Source organism: Mycobacterium sp. (assembly GCF_035697385.1).
Classification (GTDB): domain Bacteria; phylum Actinomycetota; class Actinomycetes; order Mycobacteriales; family Mycobacteriaceae; genus Mycobacterium.
Map to the genome: position 1 here is coordinate 1 of NZ_DASSCY010000237.1, position 18,428 is coordinate 18,428.

18 protein-coding genes and 1 pseudogene are annotated in these 18,428 nt (G+C 66.7%); 7 read left to right on the forward strand and 12 right to left on the reverse strand.

The genetic code is table 11. From position 1 onward, the window contains the following. On the reverse strand, window positions 1–173 hold a 173-nt coding region (rpsB, locus tag VFH65_RS19955; protein WP_353323796.1), incomplete at its 3' end, for a 30S ribosomal protein S2. A gap of 317 nt (window positions 174–490) precedes the next feature. On the opposite strand from rpsB, the pseudogene VFH65_RS19960 reads away from it, so the two are divergent. Then, window positions 491–937: pseudogene (locus VFH65_RS19960) on the forward strand (M23 family metallopeptidase); the annotation flags it as partial. A gap of 130 nt (window positions 938–1,067) precedes the next feature. Further along, window positions 1,068–2,030, forward strand: a complete 963-nt coding sequence (locus tag VFH65_RS19965) for a TIGR03621 family F420-dependent LLM class oxidoreductase (protein WP_353323779.1) — start codon at window positions 1,068–1,070, stop codon at window positions 2,028–2,030. Here the strand turns inward: VFH65_RS19965 and VFH65_RS19970 are convergent. The 7 genes from VFH65_RS19970 to VFH65_RS20000 all read right to left on the reverse strand — a co-directional run bounded on the left by VFH65_RS19970 (window position 2,027) and on the right by VFH65_RS20000 (window position 9,155). Continuing rightward, window positions 2,027–2,929 (reverse strand): tyrosine recombinase XerC, encoded by a 903-nt coding sequence (locus tag VFH65_RS19970; protein ID WP_353323780.1) that lies wholly within the window; start codon window positions 2,927–2,929, stop codon window positions 2,027–2,029. The two genes, VFH65_RS19965 and VFH65_RS19970, sit on opposite strands and share 4 nt — an antisense overlap. A gap of 32 nt (window positions 2,930–2,961) precedes the next feature. Continuing rightward, entirely contained in the window at window positions 2,962–4,122 is a 1,161-nt protein-coding gene (locus VFH65_RS19975; RefSeq protein WP_353323781.1) for an alpha-hydroxy-acid oxidizing protein, read from the reverse strand. 23 nt (window positions 4,123–4,145) lie between these two features. After that, window positions 4,146–5,012 carry a siderophore-interacting protein gene (locus tag VFH65_RS19980; protein ID WP_353323782.1) on the reverse strand — a complete coding sequence of 289 codons (867 nt, stop codon included), beginning with the start codon at window positions 5,010–5,012 and terminating at the stop codon, window positions 4,146–4,148. A gap of 76 nt (window positions 5,013–5,088) precedes the next feature. Next, a complete protein-coding gene (locus VFH65_RS19985) occupies window positions 5,089–6,144 on the reverse strand; it encodes a hypothetical protein (protein WP_353323783.1) in 1,056 nt (351 codons plus the stop codon). A gap of 10 nt (window positions 6,145–6,154) precedes the next feature. Then, window positions 6,155–7,279: a DNA-processing protein DprA gene (gene dprA / locus VFH65_RS19990; protein WP_353323784.1), complete on the reverse strand. Its 1,125-nt coding sequence runs from the start codon at window positions 7,277–7,279 to the stop codon at window positions 6,155–6,157. After that, entirely contained in the window at window positions 7,276–8,787 is a 1,512-nt protein-coding gene (locus VFH65_RS19995) for a YifB family Mg chelatase-like AAA ATPase (RefSeq protein WP_353323785.1), read from the reverse strand. The genes dprA and VFH65_RS19995 overlap by 4 nt, the downstream gene beginning before the upstream one ends. Further along, window positions 8,787–9,155 (reverse strand): YraN family protein, encoded by a 369-nt coding sequence (locus tag VFH65_RS20000; RefSeq protein WP_353323786.1) that lies wholly within the window; start codon window positions 9,153–9,155, stop codon window positions 8,787–8,789. The genes VFH65_RS19995 and VFH65_RS20000 overlap by 1 nt, the downstream gene beginning before the upstream one ends. Window positions 9,156–9,292: 137 nt before the next feature. Between VFH65_RS20000 and VFH65_RS20005 the strand changes: the two genes are divergently transcribed. Beyond that, entirely contained in the window at window positions 9,293–10,111 is an 819-nt protein-coding gene (locus VFH65_RS20005) for a DUF1206 domain-containing protein (RefSeq protein WP_353323787.1), read from the forward strand. A gap of 77 nt (window positions 10,112–10,188) precedes the next feature. Here the strand turns inward: VFH65_RS20005 and VFH65_RS20010 are convergent, their stop codons facing one another. The 3 genes from VFH65_RS20010 to VFH65_RS20020 all read right to left on the reverse strand — a co-directional run bounded on the left by VFH65_RS20010 (window position 10,189) and on the right by VFH65_RS20020 (window position 11,538). Further along, window positions 10,189–10,587, reverse strand: a complete 399-nt coding sequence (locus VFH65_RS20010; RefSeq protein WP_353323788.1) for a heme-binding protein — start codon at window positions 10,585–10,587, stop codon at window positions 10,189–10,191. A gap of 127 nt (window positions 10,588–10,714) precedes the next feature. Beyond that, a complete protein-coding gene (locus VFH65_RS20015; RefSeq protein ID WP_353323789.1) occupies window positions 10,715–11,050 on the reverse strand; it encodes a VOC family protein in 336 nt (111 codons plus the stop codon). Next, on the reverse strand, window positions 11,047–11,538 hold the full coding sequence (locus VFH65_RS20020; RefSeq protein ID WP_353323790.1) for a helix-turn-helix transcriptional regulator: 492 nt from the start codon (window positions 11,536–11,538) through the stop codon (window positions 11,047–11,049). Before VFH65_RS20020 ends, VFH65_RS20015 begins: the two co-directional genes overlap by 4 nt. 102 nt (window positions 11,539–11,640) lie before the next feature. Between VFH65_RS20020 and VFH65_RS20025 the strand changes: the two genes are divergently transcribed. The 4 genes from VFH65_RS20025 to VFH65_RS20040 are packed head-to-tail and all read left to right on the forward strand — an operon-like array spanning window position 11,641 to window position 17,794. Then, on the forward strand, window positions 11,641–12,657 hold the full coding sequence (locus tag VFH65_RS20025) for an iron ABC transporter substrate-binding protein (RefSeq protein ID WP_353323791.1): 1,017 nt from the start codon (window positions 11,641–11,643) through the stop codon (window positions 12,655–12,657). Continuing rightward, a complete protein-coding gene (locus VFH65_RS20030; RefSeq protein WP_353323792.1) occupies window positions 12,658–14,232 on the forward strand; it encodes an ABC transporter permease in 1,575 nt (524 codons plus the stop codon). After that, window positions 14,229–15,296 (forward strand): ABC transporter ATP-binding protein, encoded by a 1,068-nt coding sequence (locus tag VFH65_RS20035; protein ID WP_353323793.1) that lies wholly within the window; start codon window positions 14,229–14,231, stop codon window positions 15,294–15,296. The genes VFH65_RS20030 and VFH65_RS20035 overlap by 4 nt, the downstream gene beginning before the upstream one ends. Next, window positions 15,293–17,794, forward strand: a complete 2,502-nt coding sequence (locus VFH65_RS20040) for an AMP-binding protein (RefSeq protein WP_353323794.1) — start codon at window positions 15,293–15,295, stop codon at window positions 17,792–17,794. Before VFH65_RS20035 ends, VFH65_RS20040 begins: the two co-directional genes overlap by 4 nt. On the opposite strand, the gene VFH65_RS20045 is transcribed toward VFH65_RS20040, so the two are convergent. Next, window positions 17,763–18,428, reverse strand: a 666-nt coding sequence (locus VFH65_RS20045) for an acyl-CoA thioesterase (RefSeq protein ID WP_353323795.1), incomplete at its 5' end; no start/stop codon positions are given. The genes VFH65_RS20040 and VFH65_RS20045 overlap by 32 nt on opposite strands.

Consider the following 18,428-nt stretch of genomic DNA (forward strand, 5'->3'; position numbering starts at 1 on the left):
TTGACGAACTCGTACGCCTTGTCGATGTAGGTCAGCGTCTGCTGCAGGTCGATGATGTAGATGCCGTTGCGGTCGGTGAAGATGAACCGCTTCATCTTGGGATTCCAGCGACGGGTCTGATGCCCGAAGTGGGTGCCGCTGTCAAGCAGCTGCTTCATAGTTACGACAGCCATGGTGGCCAGGTCCTTCAGTTGTCGGTTGACGCCCGGCACCGGTGGTGCCAAGCCCTGGTGACTGCGGGTTGCCGGACCCGTTCGTAAACGGGACCGCCGGCATCCGGGTACGACCTTGAGGAACCGGGTCGTGGTGCAGACACGCGAAGTCAGCCCGCTCGGGCGAGCTGCGGTTAGGAGTTTACACGGTCAAAGGGGGTGCTTTTTCCACAGTGACCTGGCCATCCACAGTCTGGTTGCGCGATATGGCAAACCGCAGAGCCTCGTTGTGAGCTGGTCGTATGCGCAGGGTCGTGGCGGTGGTGGCCATCGCCGTGCTGTGCGCCGCGCCGGTTCGGGCCGAGGAAGGGCGGCTGGATTGGCCGCTGCGGCCGCGACCTGCGGTAACACGCGTGTTCGACGCGCCGTCGCCGAACTGGAATCGCGGGCATCGCGGCGTCGACCTGGCGGGGACGCCCGGCCAACGGGTGTACGCCGCCGCGTCGGGCACAGTCGTGTTCGCCGGTGAGCTGGCCGGCCGTCCGCTGGTGTCGATCGCGCACCCCGGCGGGCTGCGGACCAGCTATGAACCGGTGCGGCCGTCGGTGCGGGTCGGGCAGCTTATCGACGCCGGCGCGGCCCTCGGTCACCTGATGGCCGGTCATGCCGGCTGCGCGGCCGCGGCTTGTCTGCACTGGGGCGCGATGTGGGGGCCGGCGTCTCGTGCTGACTACGTCGATCCGCTGGGGCTGTTGGCAACCACGCCCATCCGGCTGAAACCGCTGTACGGCTGACCCCACTTTCGCGTGGGCCCACACGTAAGTCGGGGATGACCGTGTTTGCACGCAGCACGCCGCCGATACCTGTACAAGAGGGGTCGCTCGTCGCGAATGACATCCGCCTACCGTCGAACCCATGACCACCGACGCTCACCGCTCACGCCCACTTCGGTTCGGCCTGCACACCGCGCTGCCACGGGGCACGGAATTCTGCGCATTCGCAATGTCGGTGCAGGACGCTGGTTTTGACGTGCTGACCATCCCCGATCATCTGGTCGCATCCGTGTCACCGTTCGCCGGCGCCACGGCCGCCGCGGCTGCCACCGACCGCCTGCACGTCGGAACGCTGGTGTTGAACAACGACTTACGCCATCCCATCGACACCGCCCGCGAGACCGCGACCGTCGCCGCGATCTCCGCAGGCCGATTTGAGCTGGGCCTCGGTGCCGGCCACATGAAATCCGAATACGACGCCGCGGGGCTTCGGTTCGACTCCGGCGGGGCGCGGGTTGACCGGCTCATCGAGGCGGTCGACGTGATTCGGCCGCTGCTGGCCGGCGAACCGGTCGAGGTCCGCGGCGAGCATTACCGGGTTCATGCCGACGCGGGTGAACTCGTCGCCGCGCCAGGTGTTTCCGTCCCGCTGCTCATCGGCGGCAACGGAACCCGGGTGCTGCAGCTGGCCGGCCGGGTCGCCGACATCGCCGGGCTGGCCGGCTTCAGCCACAACCGCGACGCGACCAAAGTGGAGCTCACCCACTTCGATGCAGCCGGTTTGGACAACCGGATCGCCGTCGTGCGTGACGCGGCAGGCGGCAGGTTCGACGCCATCGAGCTCAATGCGCTGATTCAGTTCGTGGTGCACACCGACGATCCCGAATCGTCAGCAGCCGAGCTGGCTGCGGCCTTCGGCGGAATCTCACCGCAGTTTGTGCTGGATTCACCGTTCGTTCTGCTCGGCACGCACGAGCAGATGGCGGAGACCTTGGTCGAGCGTCAACAGCGGTTCGGGGTGAGCTACTGGACGGTGTTCGACGAGTGGATCGGGCGAGAGTCGGCGATGCCCGACATTGCGAAGGTCATTGCGTTGCTTCGCTAGGCGCGGGGGTGGGCCTGGTCGTGCACCGCACGCAGCCGCGCGACCGTGACATGTGTGTAGAGCTGTGTGGTCGCCAGCGTCGAGTGGCCGAGCAGTTCCTGCACGACGCGTAGATCCGCGCCGCCCTCGAGCAGATGCGTAGCGGCGCTGTGCCGCAGGCCGTGCGGGCCGATGTCGGGCGCACCGTCGACCGCCGCGATCGTCTGGTGCACGACGGTGCGCGCTTGCCGCGGGTCGATGCGGCGACCGCGAGCACCGAGCAACAGCGCCGGGCCCGAGTCCGCGGTCGCCAGCGCGGGACGGCCGTCGGACAACCATGCCGCCAACGCAGCCTGCGCAGGCTCGCCGAACGGCACCGTGCGCTGCTTGTTGCCTTTGCCCAATACCCGCAGCACCCTGCGCGGTGTATCGACGTCGTCGATGTCGAGACCACACAGCTCACTGACCCGAATGCCGGTGGCGTACAACAGCTCAACAATCAGTTGATCGCGCAATGCCAGTGGATCTCCTTGTTGTGCACCGGATTTCGCAGCAGACATGGCGTCGAGCGCCTGATCCTGTCGCAGTACCGCCGGCAGTGTCCGGCGGGCCTTCGGCACCTGCAGCCTGGTGGCCGGATCGCTCTGCATCAGTCCGCGTCGTGTCGCCCACGCCGTGAATGTCTTGACGGCCGAGGTGCGCCGGGCCAGCGTCGTTCGAGCAGCACCCGCCGATGCCTGCGCCGCCAGCCAGGATCGCAGCACCGGCAGGCTCAGACTGGACAACGCGGCGCCGGGCACCCGCTGCTCGAGAAAGTCGAACAGCGACCGCAAATCGCCGAGGTAGGCGCGGCGGGTGTGGTCGGACCGGCCGCGTTCCAACGCCAGGTACTCGTCGAACTCGCCGAAGATCGCGTCCACTCCCCTACCGTCCCAGACGCCAACACCCTGACTCAGTTGACGCGCCGCAGCGTCTCCGGCGTCAACTCCTTCAGCGAGCGATACCCATCGACGGCCATGGTGACGTCGGCCTCGGCGAGCAGAGAGCGCAGCACGTGCACGATGCCGTCGACACCACCGAGGGCTAGGCCGTAGACATATGGCCTCCCGATAACGACCGCGGTGGCACCGAGCGCCAGCGCCTTGATGATGTCGACGCCGCTGCGAATCCCGGAGTCGAACAGCACGGGAAGACCATCGGCGGCGTCGACGACCCCTGGCAGGCATTCGATGGCAGGCACGCCGCCGTTGGCCTGACGGCCGCCGTGGTTGGAGCAGTAGATGGCGTCCACGCCGCCGTCTTTGGCGCGCCGCGCGTCGTCGGGGTGGCAGATGCCCTTGACGATCAGCGGCAGGTTCGTCAGCGAGCGCAACCAAGGAAGGTCGTCCCACGTGAGCGGGTTCCCGAAGATCTGCACCCAGCGCATCACCGCCGCCTGCGGATTCTCCTCGGGCGATTGTTGCAGGCTCTCGCAGAACACCGGATCGCTGGTGTAGTTGGCCAGGCAGAGCCCGCGCAGGAACGGAAAGTTGGACGTCGTCAGGTCCCGCGGCCGCCACCCCGGAATCCAGGTGTCCAGCGTGACGACGATGCCCTTGAATCCGGCGGCCTCGGCGCGATGCACGAGGCTGGCCGCCACGTCGCGATCGGTCGGGGTGTAGAGCTGGAAAAACCCTGGCGTGTCACCGAGTTCAGCGGCGACATGCTCGAGCGGATCGACCGACATCGTTGACGCGATCATCGGCACACCGGTGCGTGCGGCGGCGCGAGCCGTCGCCAGATCGCCGTGCCCGTCCTGCGCGCACAGGCCGATCACACCGACCGGCGCCATCAGGATCGGCGACGGCAGATTGAGGCCGCACAGTTGCATCGATAAGTCACGGTCGTTGGCGCCGATGAACATTCGTGGCATCAGCCCCCACCGCTCGAAGGCCGTGACGTTGACCCGCTGGGTGCGTTCGTCACCGGCGCCGCCTGCGACGTAGGACCACATCGACGGCGACATCGCGGCCTCGGCCTTCGCCTCGAGTTCGGCGAAGGACATCGGCAACGACGGCACGGTGCCCGACAGGCCCTGAAGGTAGATCTCGAGCTGGTAATCCGCGAACGCCATGGGGTTAGCGTGCCAGCCACCGGTCAGGCGGTGGCCTTTTCCTCCGCTTCGGCGAGTTCACGCTTCCACTGCCGGAAGGTCTCCTCGGTGCGGCCACGCCGCCAGTAGCCCGAGATCGACGATGCCCATTTGGCGTTGACGCCGCGTTCCTTGCGGATGTAGGGCCGCAGGTTGTGCATGACGGCCTGGGCTTCACCGTGGATGAAGACCTGCACTTGGCCGGGCAGCCACTCGGCCTCCTTCACCGCCGCGATGAGTGGCGAGTGGTCGCCGGCCTGATCGTCGGGCACGAGGTCGGCGCGGCCGCCGCGGTAGACCCATCGCAATTCGACGCCGGGCGGCTTTGTCAGCGCGACTTCGTCGTCGGGTCCGCCGATTTCGATGAAGGCCTTGCCAATCGCGTTGTCGGGCAAGGCTTCCAAGGCTGCGCCGATCGCGGGAAGGCCCGCTTCGTCGCCGGCGAACAAGTGCCAGTCTGCGGCAGGGTCGGGTGAATAGGCGCCGCTGGGCCCCATCAGATAGGCCGGTTGACCGGGCGTCGCCGCGGCCGCCCATGGCCCGGCCACCCCTTGGTCGCCGTGCACGACGAAGTCGACGGTGATTTCGCGGCGCTCGACGTCGACGCGACGGACGGTGTAGGTGCGCACCGTCGGCTGTTGCTCGACCGGCAAGGCCTTGAAGCTGTCCAGCGTCAGAGGCCGCGGAAGGGCCGCCACGTCGATACCGTCGTCGACAAACACGATCTTGACGTAGGCGTCGGTGAAGTCGTTGGGCGTGAACGTGTCGAATCCCGTCCCATTGCCGCTGCCGCCCAGCACAACTCGGATCATGTGCGGCGTCAATTGCTCGGTGCGCACCACTTCGAACGTGTGCACGGGACGTCCTGCCACTGTTCCTCCAAAGAAATTAGCTCAACTTATGGTTGTACTTTTACAACTATATGCGATACCGCCGTCGGATGGCGGTCTACCTGGCCAGCACCCCTGCCGCCACCTTGGGCTGCCAGTCCGACGTCAGCAGTGCACCGAAGTTGTCGTCGCGGTTGCCACGCAGCGCTGAGTTGACATCGCGGATGCAGAAGATGAACGCCGGGCCGCTGTATCCCGTCTGTGCCGCTTTCCACAACACGTCAGTGATCTGACGGGCCTGTTCCTCCTGGCTGACCCCTTCGGCCGACGGGTCACTCGTCGGCGCACCCAACTCGGTCATCCAGATCTTCTTGTCACCGTCCCCGTGGTACACCATGATCCGGCGAACCATCTCGACGTCGTGCCATCCGTTCAGCGGATCGGCGGCCAGTCCGTCGGGGAACACATAGGGATGCATGGCCGCGGCGTCGAAGTACCCCTTGGCGCCCGCCGCGTACATCCCGTTGACGAAATCCGGGGGGCCGTCCGGCGTGAAAGCGGGGCTCAGCCCCGCGGCGATGACGGTGCTGTGCGGCTGCACCGCCTTGATCGCGGGATAGGCGACCTTCAGCAGTTCGGTGTACCTCTGCGCCCGGTTATCGACGAAGCCGAAGAACAGCGGCAGGTTCGGCTCGTTCCAGATCTCCCAGTCCGCCACGCGGTCGCCGTACCGCTGCACCACCTTCGCGGAGAAACTGGCGAACACCGCGGGGTCCACCGGCGGGGCGCTGAAGTAGCTGCCCGGCGCACGCGCCCAGTCGGGGGTGTAGGCGATCAGCCCCAGCACCTTCATGCCCCGGGCCAGCGCACCGTTGATCCAGTGGTCGACGTAACCCCAGTTGAATGCGCCCGGCATCGGCTCGACCAGATGCCAGTCGATGAGGACCCGCAGCCATGTCGCTCCGGTTTTTGCAGCGGCGTCGAGCTCGCCGTCGGCCTCGATATCGCTCATCCAGGTCATCGGCGCGCCCACGCTGAAGCCGTAGCCGTCCGGCGGAACGACAACCGCCTCTCCCTCGGCCTCCGCGGCCCGAAAGCCCGTGACCGAGAGCCCCACGGTGAGCAGCACAACGACCGCGATGCGGCCGACGGCCCTGCTCAGCGCGTTATGCATGACAGCTAACTTACCGGAGGGCCAACTTCCACCGGCCGTCCTGACACACCACCAGCCCGGAGAGTTCGAGCACCGCCAGCGGACCCAGCACCTGCGTGGCTGGCAAACCGGACGCCACCGCAATCTCATCTGGGGTGCGGGCACCGCGGGCCGGAAGCGCGTCGTACACCCGCTGCTCGGTGTCGCCCAGCCCGTCCAGCGGTGAGACCGGCCGCTCCTCATCGGCCGCGAGTTCGCCTGCCCGGCCGACCAGCTCGACGACATCCTCTGCTCGGGTGACGAGGTTGGCCTCGCCGCGCAACAACGCGTGGCATCCGACCGAGGCCGATGAGGTGACCGGCCCCGGCACCGCGCAGACCGTGCGGCCCAACGCCCTGGCCCATGCTGCGGTGTTCGCGGCGCCGCTGCGCGCTCCGGCCTCGACGACGACGGTGGCTCCCGCCAGTGCGGCGACCAACCGGTTGCGCGTCAGGAACCGGTGCCGGGCGGGTCGCACGCCGGGCGGGTATTCGCTGACCACCAACCCTTCCTCGCGGATGCGGTGCAACAAACCCGCGTGCCCAGCCGGGTACGGCACGTCGATACCACCGGCCAGCACCGCGACGGTCAGCCCGTCGGCGGCAAGCGCGGCCCGGTGGGCGGCCCCGTCGATGCCGTACGCCCCGCCCGACACCACTGCGACATCCCTGCCCGCCAAACCATCAGCCAGGTCGCCGGCGACGTACTCGCCGTAGGCAGTGCTGGCTCGGGTGCCGACGATCGCCGCGGCACGATCGGCGACATCCTGGAGGTCGGCCGGCCCCACTACCCAGAGCACCATCGGCGGATGGCCTCGCGGGCGTTGCCTGACAGCCACCCCGCCGAACGCGGCGAATGCCAACAGTGGCCATTCGTCGTCCTCCGCCGTCACCAGCCGCCCACCCAAGCGAGACAAGACCTCGAGATCTTTTGCGGCACAATTACTCTGACGTCTGGCTTCGGTGTCAAGCGCGAGCCGCCCGCCGAGCTTGCCGCGCATCACGCAATCGGCCGCCTCGATAGGTCCGACCGTGGCCACCAATTCCGCCAACTCCGGGCACGGCGGCTCGGCGACCCGCGACAGGTATGCCCACGCCCGAGCGACGTCGTCTGTCATCGGACACCGCCCGCCTGCCGAAAGCTCAGCGCCGCGGTCACGTCTGCCAGTACCGGCGAGGACCGACCGCCTAGATCGGCAAGGGTCCACGCGACGCGCAGTGTCCGGTCCAGGCCGCGGATGCTGAGCTGCCCGCGATCGAGCGCTGTGCGCAACGGCTCCATCACTTTGGCGTCGAGCCGAAACTTGCGCCGCAGCAGTGCACCGCCGACCTCTGCGTTGGTGCGAATGCCGTGCGGCCGCCAGCGCTCCGCCGCTGCCGCCCGTGCCGCGGCAACCCGGTCACGGACCTGGGAGCTGGACTCGCCCTCTTGTGGAGCGAATGCGCCTGCCCGCACCGCATGCATCTGAACCCGCAGGTCCACCCTGTCGATGAGCGGACCGGACAACTTGCCGAGATATCGGCGCTTTTCGCTCGATGCGCAGGTGCAATCCCGGGGATCAGCGGGCGCGCAGGGACACGGGTTGGCGGCCAGCACCAATTGGAACCGCGCCGGATAGCGCGCGACGCCGTCACGACGTGCAAGCCGAATCTCGCCGTCCTCCAAGGGAGTTCGTAACGCCTCCAATGCGCTCGAGCGCAGCTCCGCGCATTCGTCGAGAAAAAGCACGCCCCTGTGCGCGCGGCTGACGGCGCCCGGCCGCGCCAGCCCCGAGCCGCCGCCGACCAACGCCGCCACGCTCGCGGTGGGATGCGGTGCGACAAAGGGCGGCCGGGTGATCAGCGGCGTGTCGACCGACAGCAGGCCGGCCACCGAATGAATCGCTGTCACCTCCAGCGACTCGGCATACGACAATGGCGGCAACAACCCCGGAAGGCGTTGAGCCAACATGGTTTTGCCTACACCCGGCGGCCCGGTCAGCATCAGGTTGTGTGCACCGGCAGCTGCCACCTCGACCGCGTAGCGCGCATGCGATTGACCGATCACGTCGGCGAGGTCGCCCGATGTCTCGGGCGTCGACTGTGGCGCATCGATACGGTCGGCAAGGCGCGCCTTGCCGGCAAGCCAGGATTGCAGTTGCCCTAACGTCCGCGCGCCCCATACGTCGATGCCATCGACGAGGCTGGCCTCGGCGAGGTTGTCGACCGGCACAACAACGGCCGGCCATCCTTCTCGCTTGGCGGCCAGCACGGCCGGCAGCACGCCCTTGACGGGGCGCACCCGGCCGTCGAGCGCTAATTCGCCTAGCAGCACGGTCTTTTCGAGCCGTTCCCAGTCCTTTTTTCCGTGCGCCGACAACACGGCAGCCGCGAGGGCGAGGTCGTAAACACTGCCCATCTTGGGCAAGGTGGCCGGTGAGAGCGCAAGCGTCAGCCTTGCCATGGGCCATTCGTTGCCGCAGTTGGTGATCGCCGCGCGGACCCGGTCGCGCGACTCCTGCAGCGCGGCGTCGGGTAGCCCGACAAGGTGCACACCCGGCAGACCCGAGGTGATGTCGGCCTCGATCTCGACGATCTCGCCGTCCAGCGCGCGTACTGCTACGGAGAATGCCCTGCCCAGTGTCATCAGCAGACGCCTTGCAGATGAGTTACTTCGGGGGTGCGCCGGCGGCCGATGCGCACACCGATGACATCGATGCGCACCTGCGCCCAGCTGCCGTTCTGCCCGGCCAGCCAGACGCCTGCCAGCCGGCGTAGGCGCCGCACCTTGTCCGGTGTCACCGCCTGCGCGACGCCGCCGAATCGGTCGCTGGTGCGGGTCTTCACCTCGACAAACACGACGATGCGCTTCGTATCGTCCGCGGCGATCACATCCAGCTCGCCATATCGGCACCGCCAATTGCGGACCAGCACTCGCAGTCCTAGCGACTCGAGGTGATCGACGGCGAGTTGCTCACCAAGCGCGCCGATCTCGGCACGCGTCAACGTAGTCATGGCGCCACACTGGGTCCCGGCACTGACACGGCGCCGGCGAGGACCCCGACGCCTCCGGTTGTTGTCCCCAGTCACGACTTCATCCACAACTGCGCCACGGGCGGTTCGTAGTCGTCAAAAACCGGGTACATGGAGTGATGACCGACAAGTCGTTGCAAGGAGTCGCCGACAGGGCAACCGACAGCGATGCATTCGAGTACACCGCCCGCGCCGGGTTCGCGGTCAGCGGCGTTTTGCATCTGGTTGTGGCCTACATCATTTTTCGGATCGCACTGGGTTCGGGCGGCAGCGCCGACCAATCAGGCGCATTGACCACACTGGCCCGCCAGACCGGCGGGGCGTTCATCATGTGGGCCATCGCGGTCGGGCTGGTGGCCCTTGGCCTGTGGCGAATCGCCGAAGCGATCGTCGGGTCCAAGCCGGGCGAGGGCTCTGGACCCCGACTCGACGACACCCCCGCCTGGAAGCGCGCCAAATCCATCGGACTCGCGATCGTGAACTTCGCGATCGCGTTGTCCGCCGCCCGATTCGCGATGGGAAGCGGTCAGCAGAGCAGCCAGCAGAACGCCGGCCTGAGCGCGCAGATGATGCAGTCCGGATGGGGAAAAGCCGTCCTGATCGCGATTGGACTAGGCCTTGTCGGAGTGGGCGGTTACCACGTCTACAAGGGCGTCTCCAAAAAATTCTTGAAGGATTTACGCGTCGCGGGCGGAACCGGAGTCATTGCGACCGGCATCGCCGGCTACGCGGCCAAGGGTCTCGTGCTCGCCGGTGCGGGCATATTGGTGATCGTCGCGACACTGCAAGCCGATCCGTCGAAGGCCACTGGTCTCGACGCGGCGGTCAAGGCACTGGGTCAGGCGCCGTTCGGCAAGTTCGTTCTCATTGTCGCCGCACTCGGCATCGCGGCATTCGGCGTCTACAGCTTCGTCAGAAGCCGTTACGGCCGCATGTAAACATTTCGCGAGTTCTGCATGAGGGCTGTGTGTCTTGGTAGATCACAGCCCTCACGCAGAAATCGGCGCAAATCCCGCTATGACCCGCTCGAAAGCGCCTGGTACAGCGCCGCGATCTGCATCGGCTGGATCGCCGTGTTGCAGTTGCGCTGCAGATCGATCAGCGGTTGCGCGATGCCCTTGAGTTCCGCGTATTCCTGCGGGCGGGAGGTGAAGTAGTCGCGCACCGACTGCTCGGCGCCTGCACCCTGCATACCCGCGGCGGTCAGCACGTTGTTCGCGTCTGGATGCGCATCGAGCCACGCACCCGCGGAGGCGAGCACACCGCTGGCCGTATGGGAGAACGAACTCGCGGTGCAGCCGGGTTGCGCGGCGGCCGACGGAATAGCGATGGTCGCCGCGGCGACACCGCCGAGCGCACAAGTAGCAAACGCGCCGCCCAATCCACGGCGTACGGCAGCTGGTGAGATCTTCATTGGACTTGTTCCTCAAATCATTGCCATGGGTTCTTAATCCCCTGACCTGAGGCCAAACGTACCCACAGCGCGACAAGATCAACCCGAGATTGACCGACGTTGGTGCGCCGTCACAAGTCCGTAAGAGCTACCAACTGGCATGAACGGCCAGAATTAGGCGAAGGTCTTGTGGCAGTCGTCGACCGACAGGCCGAGCCCGCCCATGCCGCCCTTCTCGAGTTGGCGCCGGACAAAGTCGGCGGCCTCGGTATCCAGCGGCGGCCTCGGTATCCAGCGGCGGCCCCGGCGTCATCAGGGTGACCTCGAGTTCCGGTTGGCTCGGGTGCTTGACCGTGACCCAGCGGAAGCCTTCGCCCATCGTGATGTCGGTTCCCGGCTCGAAGCCGAGCACGTCGACGTAGAAGTCGCGAGTTTCGTCCTGGTTGAGGCAGTAAACGGTGACGAGCGAGACGCAGGTGATCATGGCGCAACGCTAACGTCGCGCCCCTCGCCGTCGCTTCTCCCAAATTGCGCAACCGGGTCGCCCGCAGTTTCGGCGTGGTCGAGCACGCCCCGCATGAACAGAAAGCAACCCGGCACGTGCGGGCCGCCGCGCGCCGCCCACCGGTCGCAGTACGCGGTCGGGCTCTCGCCGACGAGCTGGGTGAACCTGCTGGAGAACGAGCCGAGGCTGGCGAACCCGACCGCCATGCACACCTCGGTCACCGTCAGGTTCGCCGCCCGCAACAGATCCTGCGCCCGCTCGATGCGCCGCCGGGTCAGGTACCGGATCGGCGTCTCGCCGTAGGTGGCCTCGAACGACCGCGCGAAATGGTAGTTCGACACCCCGGCCACCCGCGCGAGCCGATCCAGGTCCAGCGGATCGCGATAGTTCCGGTCGATGTGGTCGCGGGCCCGGCGCAGATGCGCCAACAGAGCGACGGCAACGGAATGGTTTCCGGTTTCCGGCACAGCAACAGGTTAGGCCTGCACGGAGGGTATGTTTCTTTAGGTAAACCTCAGCTAATAGCAGGCCGCGACGCGGCAGGGAAAGAACGGGAAGGGATCTCCTTGATGCGTCCACGTTGGAGCCGGATCGCCGCAGTCTTGTCCACGCTGGCCGTCGTGCTCGGTGCTACCGCCTGCTCCAGCTCCGACGACAGCGACGAGCTGCTCATCTACAACGCCCAGCACGAGTCGCTGACCAAAGAGTGGATCGACGCGTTCACCAAGGAAACCGGCATAAAGGTGACCTACCGCCAGGGCGGCGACACCGAGCTCGGCAATCAATTGGTCGCAGAAGGCGCGGCCTCTCCAGCCGATGTGTTCCTCACCGAGAACTCCCCCGCCATGGCCGCTGTCGAGCGCGCTGGACTGTTCGCCGACCTTGACGCCGAAACCATCAATCAGGTTCCGGCACAATACCGTCCGGCCAGCGGCAAGTGGACCGGCGTCGCCGCGCGCACCACCGTGTTCGTCTACAACAAGACCAGGCTGCAGCCCGACCAGCTGCCCAAATCCCTTCTGGACCTACAGCTTCCCGAATGGAAGGGCCGCTGGGGCGCACCGCCGACCAAGGCGGACTTTCAGGCCATCGTCGCGGCGCTGCTGCAGTTGAAGGGTGAGCCTGCGACCGCGCAGTGGCTGGCCGGTATGAAGACCAACGCGAAGATCTACAGCGACAACATCGCCACCTTGAAGGCCGTCAACGCCGGCGAGGTCGACGGCGGCGTGATCTACCACTACTACTGGTTCCGCGATCAGTCGAAAACCAAAGAGATGAGCGGCAATACGGCTCTGCACTACTTCCGCAACCAGGATCCAGGCGCGTTCGTCAGCCTCTCCGGCGGCGGGGTCCTCGAGTCGAGCAAGAAGAAAGAGCAAGCGCAACAGTTCATTCGGTTCATCACCGGCAAGGCCGGCCAAGAGGTGCTGGAGAAAGGCACGTCGTTCGAGTACCCGGTCGCCAGCGGGGTCCCCGCGAACCCGGCGCTTCTCCCGCTCGCCGACCTGCAGGCACCGGCGGTCGATCCGTCGACGCTGCAGGCCCAGCAGGTAACCGATCTGATGACGAAGGCTGGCTTGTTATAGGTGGTCGCTCCCCCGGTTCCAACCGCCGCGGCGCCGGTTTCGCGGTCAGCCCCGACCGCCCGGCCCGGCCCGTTGGTGACTGCCACGGTCGCGATCCTGGTTGCCGCCACCTTCATTCCGCTGGGCTATGTGGCGTGGTCGGCGGTTTCGATCGGGTGGACGCGCGCCTATGAACTGATCGTCCGGCCTCGCGTCGGCGAGCTGCTGTTCAACACCGTCGCACTGGTTGTCGTCACCGTCCCGCTGTGTGTGGTCATCGGAGTCGGCGTCGCGTGGCTGGTGGAGCGTACCGATCTGCCCGGACGGGCGTTCTGGCGTCCGTTGTTCGTTGCGCCGCTTGCCGTTCCAGCGTTCGTCAACAGCTACGCGTGGGTTGGCGTAATACCGTCGATGCACGGGTTGTGGGCGGGAGTCTTGATCACCACGCTGTCCTACTTTCCTTTCATGTACCTGCCCGCGGCCGCGACGCTGCGCCGGCTCGACCCGGCCGTCGAGGAGTCGGCCCGCGCACTCGGATCCGATTCGGCGGGCGTGTTCTTCCGCGTGGTGCTGCCACAGCTGCGGCTCGCGATTCTCGGCGGCGGGCTGCTGATCGGTGTGCACCTGCTCGCCGAGTTCGGCGCGTTCGCGATGGTGCGCTTCGACACCTTCACCGTCGCCATCTTCCAGCAGTTCCAGGCCACCTTCGACGGTGCCGCAGGCAGCATGCTGGCCGGCGTGCTCGTATTGCTCTGCCTGGTGCTGCTCGTGTCCGAGGCGTCGGCGCGCGGTCACGCACGATTCGCCAGGATCGGCGCGGGTGCGCCGCGAGCAGCTACCCCAATCCGCCTGGGACGCAAAAATATAGCGGCTCAAGCGGCGCTGGCCGTGTTGGCGGTGCTCGCCCTCGGCGTGCCGGTGTGGACGATTCTGCGCTGGTTGTGGATCGGCGGCGCCGAGGTATGGGTGCTCGACGACATTGGCACCGCGCTCGCCCAGACCATCGGACTGGCCACCATGGCGGCGGTCCTCACGACGGTGCTGGCGTTCCCCGTCGCGTGGGTCGCGGTCAGGTCCAGCGGCTTCCTGGCCCGCATGGTGGAAGGCGCCAACTACGTGACCAGCTCCCTGCCGGGCATAGTTACGGCACTCGCTCTCGTCACAGTCACCATTCGCGTCGCTCCGCCGCTGTATCAAAGCGTGGCACTGATCGTGTGCGCCTACGTCCTGCTGTTCATGCCACGCGCGTTGGTCAACGTACGCGCAGGCCTTGCCCAGGTCCCGATCAGCCTCGAGGAGGCGTCCCGATCACTGGGCCGGTCGCCTACGGCCACCTTCCTGCGCGTCACGCTACGCTTGACAGCCCCCGCTGCAGCCGCTGGCGCGTCGCTGGTATTCGTCGCTGTAGCAACGGAATTGACCGCCACGTTGCTGCTCGCACCGACCGGAACCCGGACGCTGTCAATGCTGTTCTGGTCCTACTCCAGCGAACTCGACTACGCGGCCGCCGCACCGTACGCATTGGTCTTGGTGCTGCTGGCAATCCCTGTGACACTGATCCTGCTCCGGCAGTCGACCAAGGCGGCTGCGCTGTGACTACAAACCCCGACGCCGACAACACCCTGCAAACCCGCGAACTCGCAAAGTCGTTCAACGGCAACACCGTCCTGGATCACATCGACCTGGAGTTAAAACCCGGCAGCACGACGGCGGTCGTCGGATCATCGGGCTGCGGCAAGACCACGCTGTTGCGCCTCATCGCCGGATTCGAGAACCCCGACGCCGGGACGATCACGATCGCGGGCCGGCAAGTGGCCAGCCCGGAAAGCGCCGTCGCACCGCATCGTCGCAGTGTCGGCTATGTCGCGCAGGACGGCGCACTGTTCCCTCACCTGACGGTCGGCCAGAACATCGCATACGGACTGAGCGGCTCCGCCCGCAGCGCGCAGGTACGCGCCCGCGTCAGCGAGCTGCTCGAAACCGTCTCTCTCGACGGCTCATACGCGTCACGCCGGCCGCATCAGCTGTCCGGAGGTCAGCAGCAGCGCGTCGCGCTCGCCCGCGCCCTCGCGCGACAGCCGGTGCTGATGTTGCTCGACGAACCGTTCAGCGCGCTCGACACTGGACTGCGGGCTTCCACCCGCAAGGCCGTCTCGCAACTACTTGCCAACTCCGGCGTCACGACGCTGCTCGTCACCCACGACCAGGAAGAGGCGCTGTCAATCGCGGACCAGGTGGCGGTCATGCGCGACGGGCGGTTCACCCAAGTGGGCAGCCCTCAGCAGGTGTACCGCCAGCCTCGCGACCGCTTCACCGCCGAGTTCCTCGGCGACTGCATCTCGCTTCCGTGCACCGTGGCGGCCGGGATCGCCGACACCGCGCTCGGGCGGATACCGGTTCAGCAGCCCGCGGTCGACGGTGCCGCCACGCTGATACTTCGTCCTGAACAGCTTGTCGCGACGATGGTTTCGGACAGTGAAGGAGTCGTCGGCGTGGGAACGGTGATCGCCACCGAGTTCCTCGGGCACGACATTCTGTTGACCATCGACCCGGCAGGTGAGGCCGCCCCGCTGGTCGTACGCCAGCACAGCCTCAACCCACCGCCCATCGATGCCAAGGTGCGCATCGAGGTGGTCGGTACCGGAGCGGTGCTCGAATGAGCGCAGTTGTCGACCATCTCCGCAGCCACGGCGAACGGGCGGCGGTGCTGACCGAAACCGAAGTGCTGACCTACCGCGACCTCGCCGACCGTGTCAACGATGCGGCGAAAAAGATCGGTGCCGAGCGCCGCCTGGTCCTTGTCGAAACCCGCAGCGACCTAACGACATTGACGCACTACCTGGGCGCGATCGCCGGCGGACACGTGGTGCTTCCCGTGCCGGCCGGCCGCGATCACACGACGATGGAACAGACTTACCGACCCGGCGTGGTAGTCGACGCCGACGGTGTCCATCATCGTCCCGGCGGCGCCAACCACCTCCACGACGAGCTCGCGTTGTTGCTGTCGACGTCGGGCAGCACCGGCAGCCCGAAACTCGTGCGGTTGTCGCACACCAACCTCGTCGCCAACGCCGCCGCGATCGTCGACTATCTGAGCATCCGCGAAACCGACCGCGCCGCAACCACCTTGCCGATGTCGTACTGCTACGGACTGTCGGTGATCCACAGCCACCTGCTGTGCGGGGCAGGCATCATCCTCACGGACCACTCGGTGACCGACGATGAGTTCTGGGAGCTGTTCCGGCGACACCGCGGGACCGCGTTCGCGGGTGTGCCGTACACCTTCGAACTGCTCGAGCGGGTCGGCTTCGACACCATGGAGCTGCCCAGCCTTCGCTATGTCACACAGGCCGGGGGCCGAATGCCTCCCGAGCGGGTCCGTCGCTTCGCCCAGCTTGGACAGCGCAAGGGTTGGGACTTGTTCGTGATGTACGGCGCCACGGAGGCGACGGCCCGGATGGCTTACCTACCACCGGAACTCGCGGCGTCACACCCGAGCACGATCGGCCGGCCGATACCCGGCGGTTCGCTCACGCTCGAACCGGCTGACGGGTGGACCGAGGAGGGGGTCGGCGAGCTGGTCTACCGAGGGCCCAACGTCATGATGGGCTACGCGCATGGACCCGATGATCTGGCGCTCGGCAAGACGGTCGACACGCTGCACACCGGAGACATCGCTCGGCGCGGGCCGGACGGGCTCTACGAGATCATCGGCCGCAGCAGCCGCTTCGCCAAGATGTACGGCCTGCGAATCGACCTGCAGCGCCTCGAGTCCACCTTGCGAGATCGCGGGATCAGAGCGTTCTGCACCGATGACGATGACCGCCTCGTGGTCGCCGCCACCGGCGGACACGACGTGGATGAGGTTCAACGTATCGCTGCCGACGCGGCGGGTGTGCCGGCGGGAGCGGTGCGGGCAGTCACCGTCACCGAGTTGCCGATGTTGTCAACGGGCAAGCCGGACTACCAGACGGTGCGCGCGCTAGCGCGCGACGCCGATGCGACGGAAGTCGGCGCGATCGACCTTCGCGGGGTGGTCGCGGACGTGTTGCACCTCGATCCTGCCAGCGTCGACCCCGAGGCCAGCTTCACTGATCTTGGCGGTAATTCGCTGTCCTATGTGACGATGTCGATCCGGCTGGAGCGTGCGCTTAGCACTCTTCCGACCGACTGGCACCGGCTGCCTCTGCGGCAACTGGAAAAGGTCTCGAAGCCGCCGCGCCGGCGGCGGCCGTGGTCGGGAGCGACGCTGGAAACCAGCGTCGCGTTGCGCGCGTTGGCCATCGTCCTGATCGTCGGCTCACACGCGGAGTTGTTCAGGCTGTGGGGCGGTGCGCACATTCTGCTGGGCGTCGCGGGTTACAACTTTGCGCGGTTCTGCCTCACCCCGGTGTCACGCACAGAACGGGTTCGCCGACTGCGCAACACCATTGCGTGGATCGCGGTGCCATCGGTGATCTGGGTTGCCATCGCCCTTGTGATCACCGACGACTATCACGCCACAAATCTGTTGCTGGCCAACAAGTTCCTCGGCCCGCACGACAGTATGACGGCCGGACGTTTGTGGTTCGTCGAGGTGTTGGTATGGACGCTGGTCGCGCTCGCGGCGCTGTTCTTGATACCGGCAGTCGATCGGTGCGAACGGCGGTACCCGTTCACGTTCGCCGCTGTCGTTCTCGCGGTTGGGATGGCGTTGCGCTACGACATACTGCAGCTGAACCTCGGCCGTGACGCGTGGTTCACGATGCTTGCGTTCTGGTTCTTCGCGGCCGGCTGGGCCGCGGCGAAAGCGTCGACAGTCTGGCAGCGCATCCTCGTCACGGCAGTGCTGGCGGTAGGCCTGTACGGCTACTTCGACAGCACCCTGCGCGAGGTGCTGGTGCTGGCAGGCCTCGTGTTGCTGATCTGGCTGCCTGCGATTCGTTGTCCGGCCGCGTTGACGGTCGTTGCCGGCGTCCTCGCCGAGGCGTCGCTGTACACCTATCTGACCCACTATCAGGTGATCGAGTTGTTCGACGGCGTCCACCCGCTGCTGGGTGTCGTCGCGTCGCTCGTGGTCGGTGTCGTGGTCACCTACCTGGCGACGCTGCTGCGCAAGCGGATTCGCGAGCATCGACAGCGTACGGTTAGCTCGACCGCGGTTCCCGCTCTGCCATAAGGCCCTCCTGCACCATCGTGGCCGCGATGACGCCGTCGGCGCGGATCAGGCTGGCGGTGACGACCCCGCGTCCCCGTGCCGCAGCCGGTGATCTCGACTCCAGCAGGTTCCACTGATCTGCGCGGATCGGCCGGTGAAACCAGATCGACGAATCGGTTGTGCCGCTGCGATGACTGCGGGCCTTCATCGAATGCCCATGCACCTGCAGCGCAGGGTCGATCATGTAGACGTCGGTGACGTACGCGGCGACCAGGGTGTGCACCAGTGCATCGTCGGGAAGTGCAACCGTTGCCCGCCACCACAACCGCCGCACGAACTCGCCGCCACACGTGTCATCGGCGATCCTGATGTCGATCTCATCCAACGGCATCGATGGTGCTGGGCCGGCGGGCCCGGTGGGCGGCAGTGAGTCGGGGTCATGCGGCATCGACGAAAGCCTGCCGTGTTCGGGGCCTGGCAGCTCGGTTGCGAACGACACCGTCGCCGTGGTCATCAGCCGACCGTCCTGGTGGGAGTCGACGCGGCGGGCGGCCGCGGTGCGGCCGTCGAAGACCCGAGTCACCGTGTAGTCGACGGGATCACCGGCTTCGCCGCCGCGCAGGAACTGCAGGTGCATGTTGGTCGGCAACCGGTC

Coding starts and splice junctions, on each gene's coding strand:
- VFH65_RS20040 (WP_353323794.1), top strand. CDS start 15,293: ATGAGCGCAGTTGTCGACCATCTCCGCAGCCACGGCGAACGGGCGGCG.
- VFH65_RS19985 (WP_353323783.1), bottom strand. CDS start 6,144: ATGCATAACGCGCTGAGCAGGGCCGTCGGCCGCATCGCGGTCGTTGTG.
- VFH65_RS20015 (WP_353323789.1), bottom strand. CDS start 11,050: ATGATCACCTGCGTCTCGCTCGTCACCGTTTACTGCCTCAACCAGGAC.
- VFH65_RS19995 (WP_353323785.1), bottom strand. CDS start 8,787: ATGACACTGGGCAGGGCATTCTCCGTAGCAGTACGCGCGCTGGACGGC.
- dprA (WP_353323784.1), bottom strand. CDS start 7,279: ATGACAGACGACGTCGCTCGGGCGTGGGCATACCTGTCGCGGGTCGCC.
- VFH65_RS19965 (WP_353323779.1), top strand. CDS start 1,068: ATGACCACCGACGCTCACCGCTCACGCCCACTTCGGTTCGGCCTGCAC.
- VFH65_RS20005 (WP_353323787.1), top strand. CDS start 9,293: ATGACCGACAAGTCGTTGCAAGGAGTCGCCGACAGGGCAACCGACAGC.
- VFH65_RS20025 (WP_353323791.1), top strand. CDS start 11,641: ATGCGTCCACGTTGGAGCCGGATCGCCGCAGTCTTGTCCACGCTGGCC.
- VFH65_RS20010 (WP_353323788.1), bottom strand. CDS start 10,587: ATGAAGATCTCACCAGCTGCCGTACGCCGTGGATTGGGCGGCGCGTTT.
- VFH65_RS19975 (WP_353323781.1), bottom strand. CDS start 4,122: ATGGCGTTCGCGGATTACCAGCTCGAGATCTACCTTCAGGGCCTGTCG.
- VFH65_RS20000 (WP_353323786.1), bottom strand. CDS start 9,155: ATGACTACGTTGACGCGTGCCGAGATCGGCGCGCTTGGTGAGCAACTC.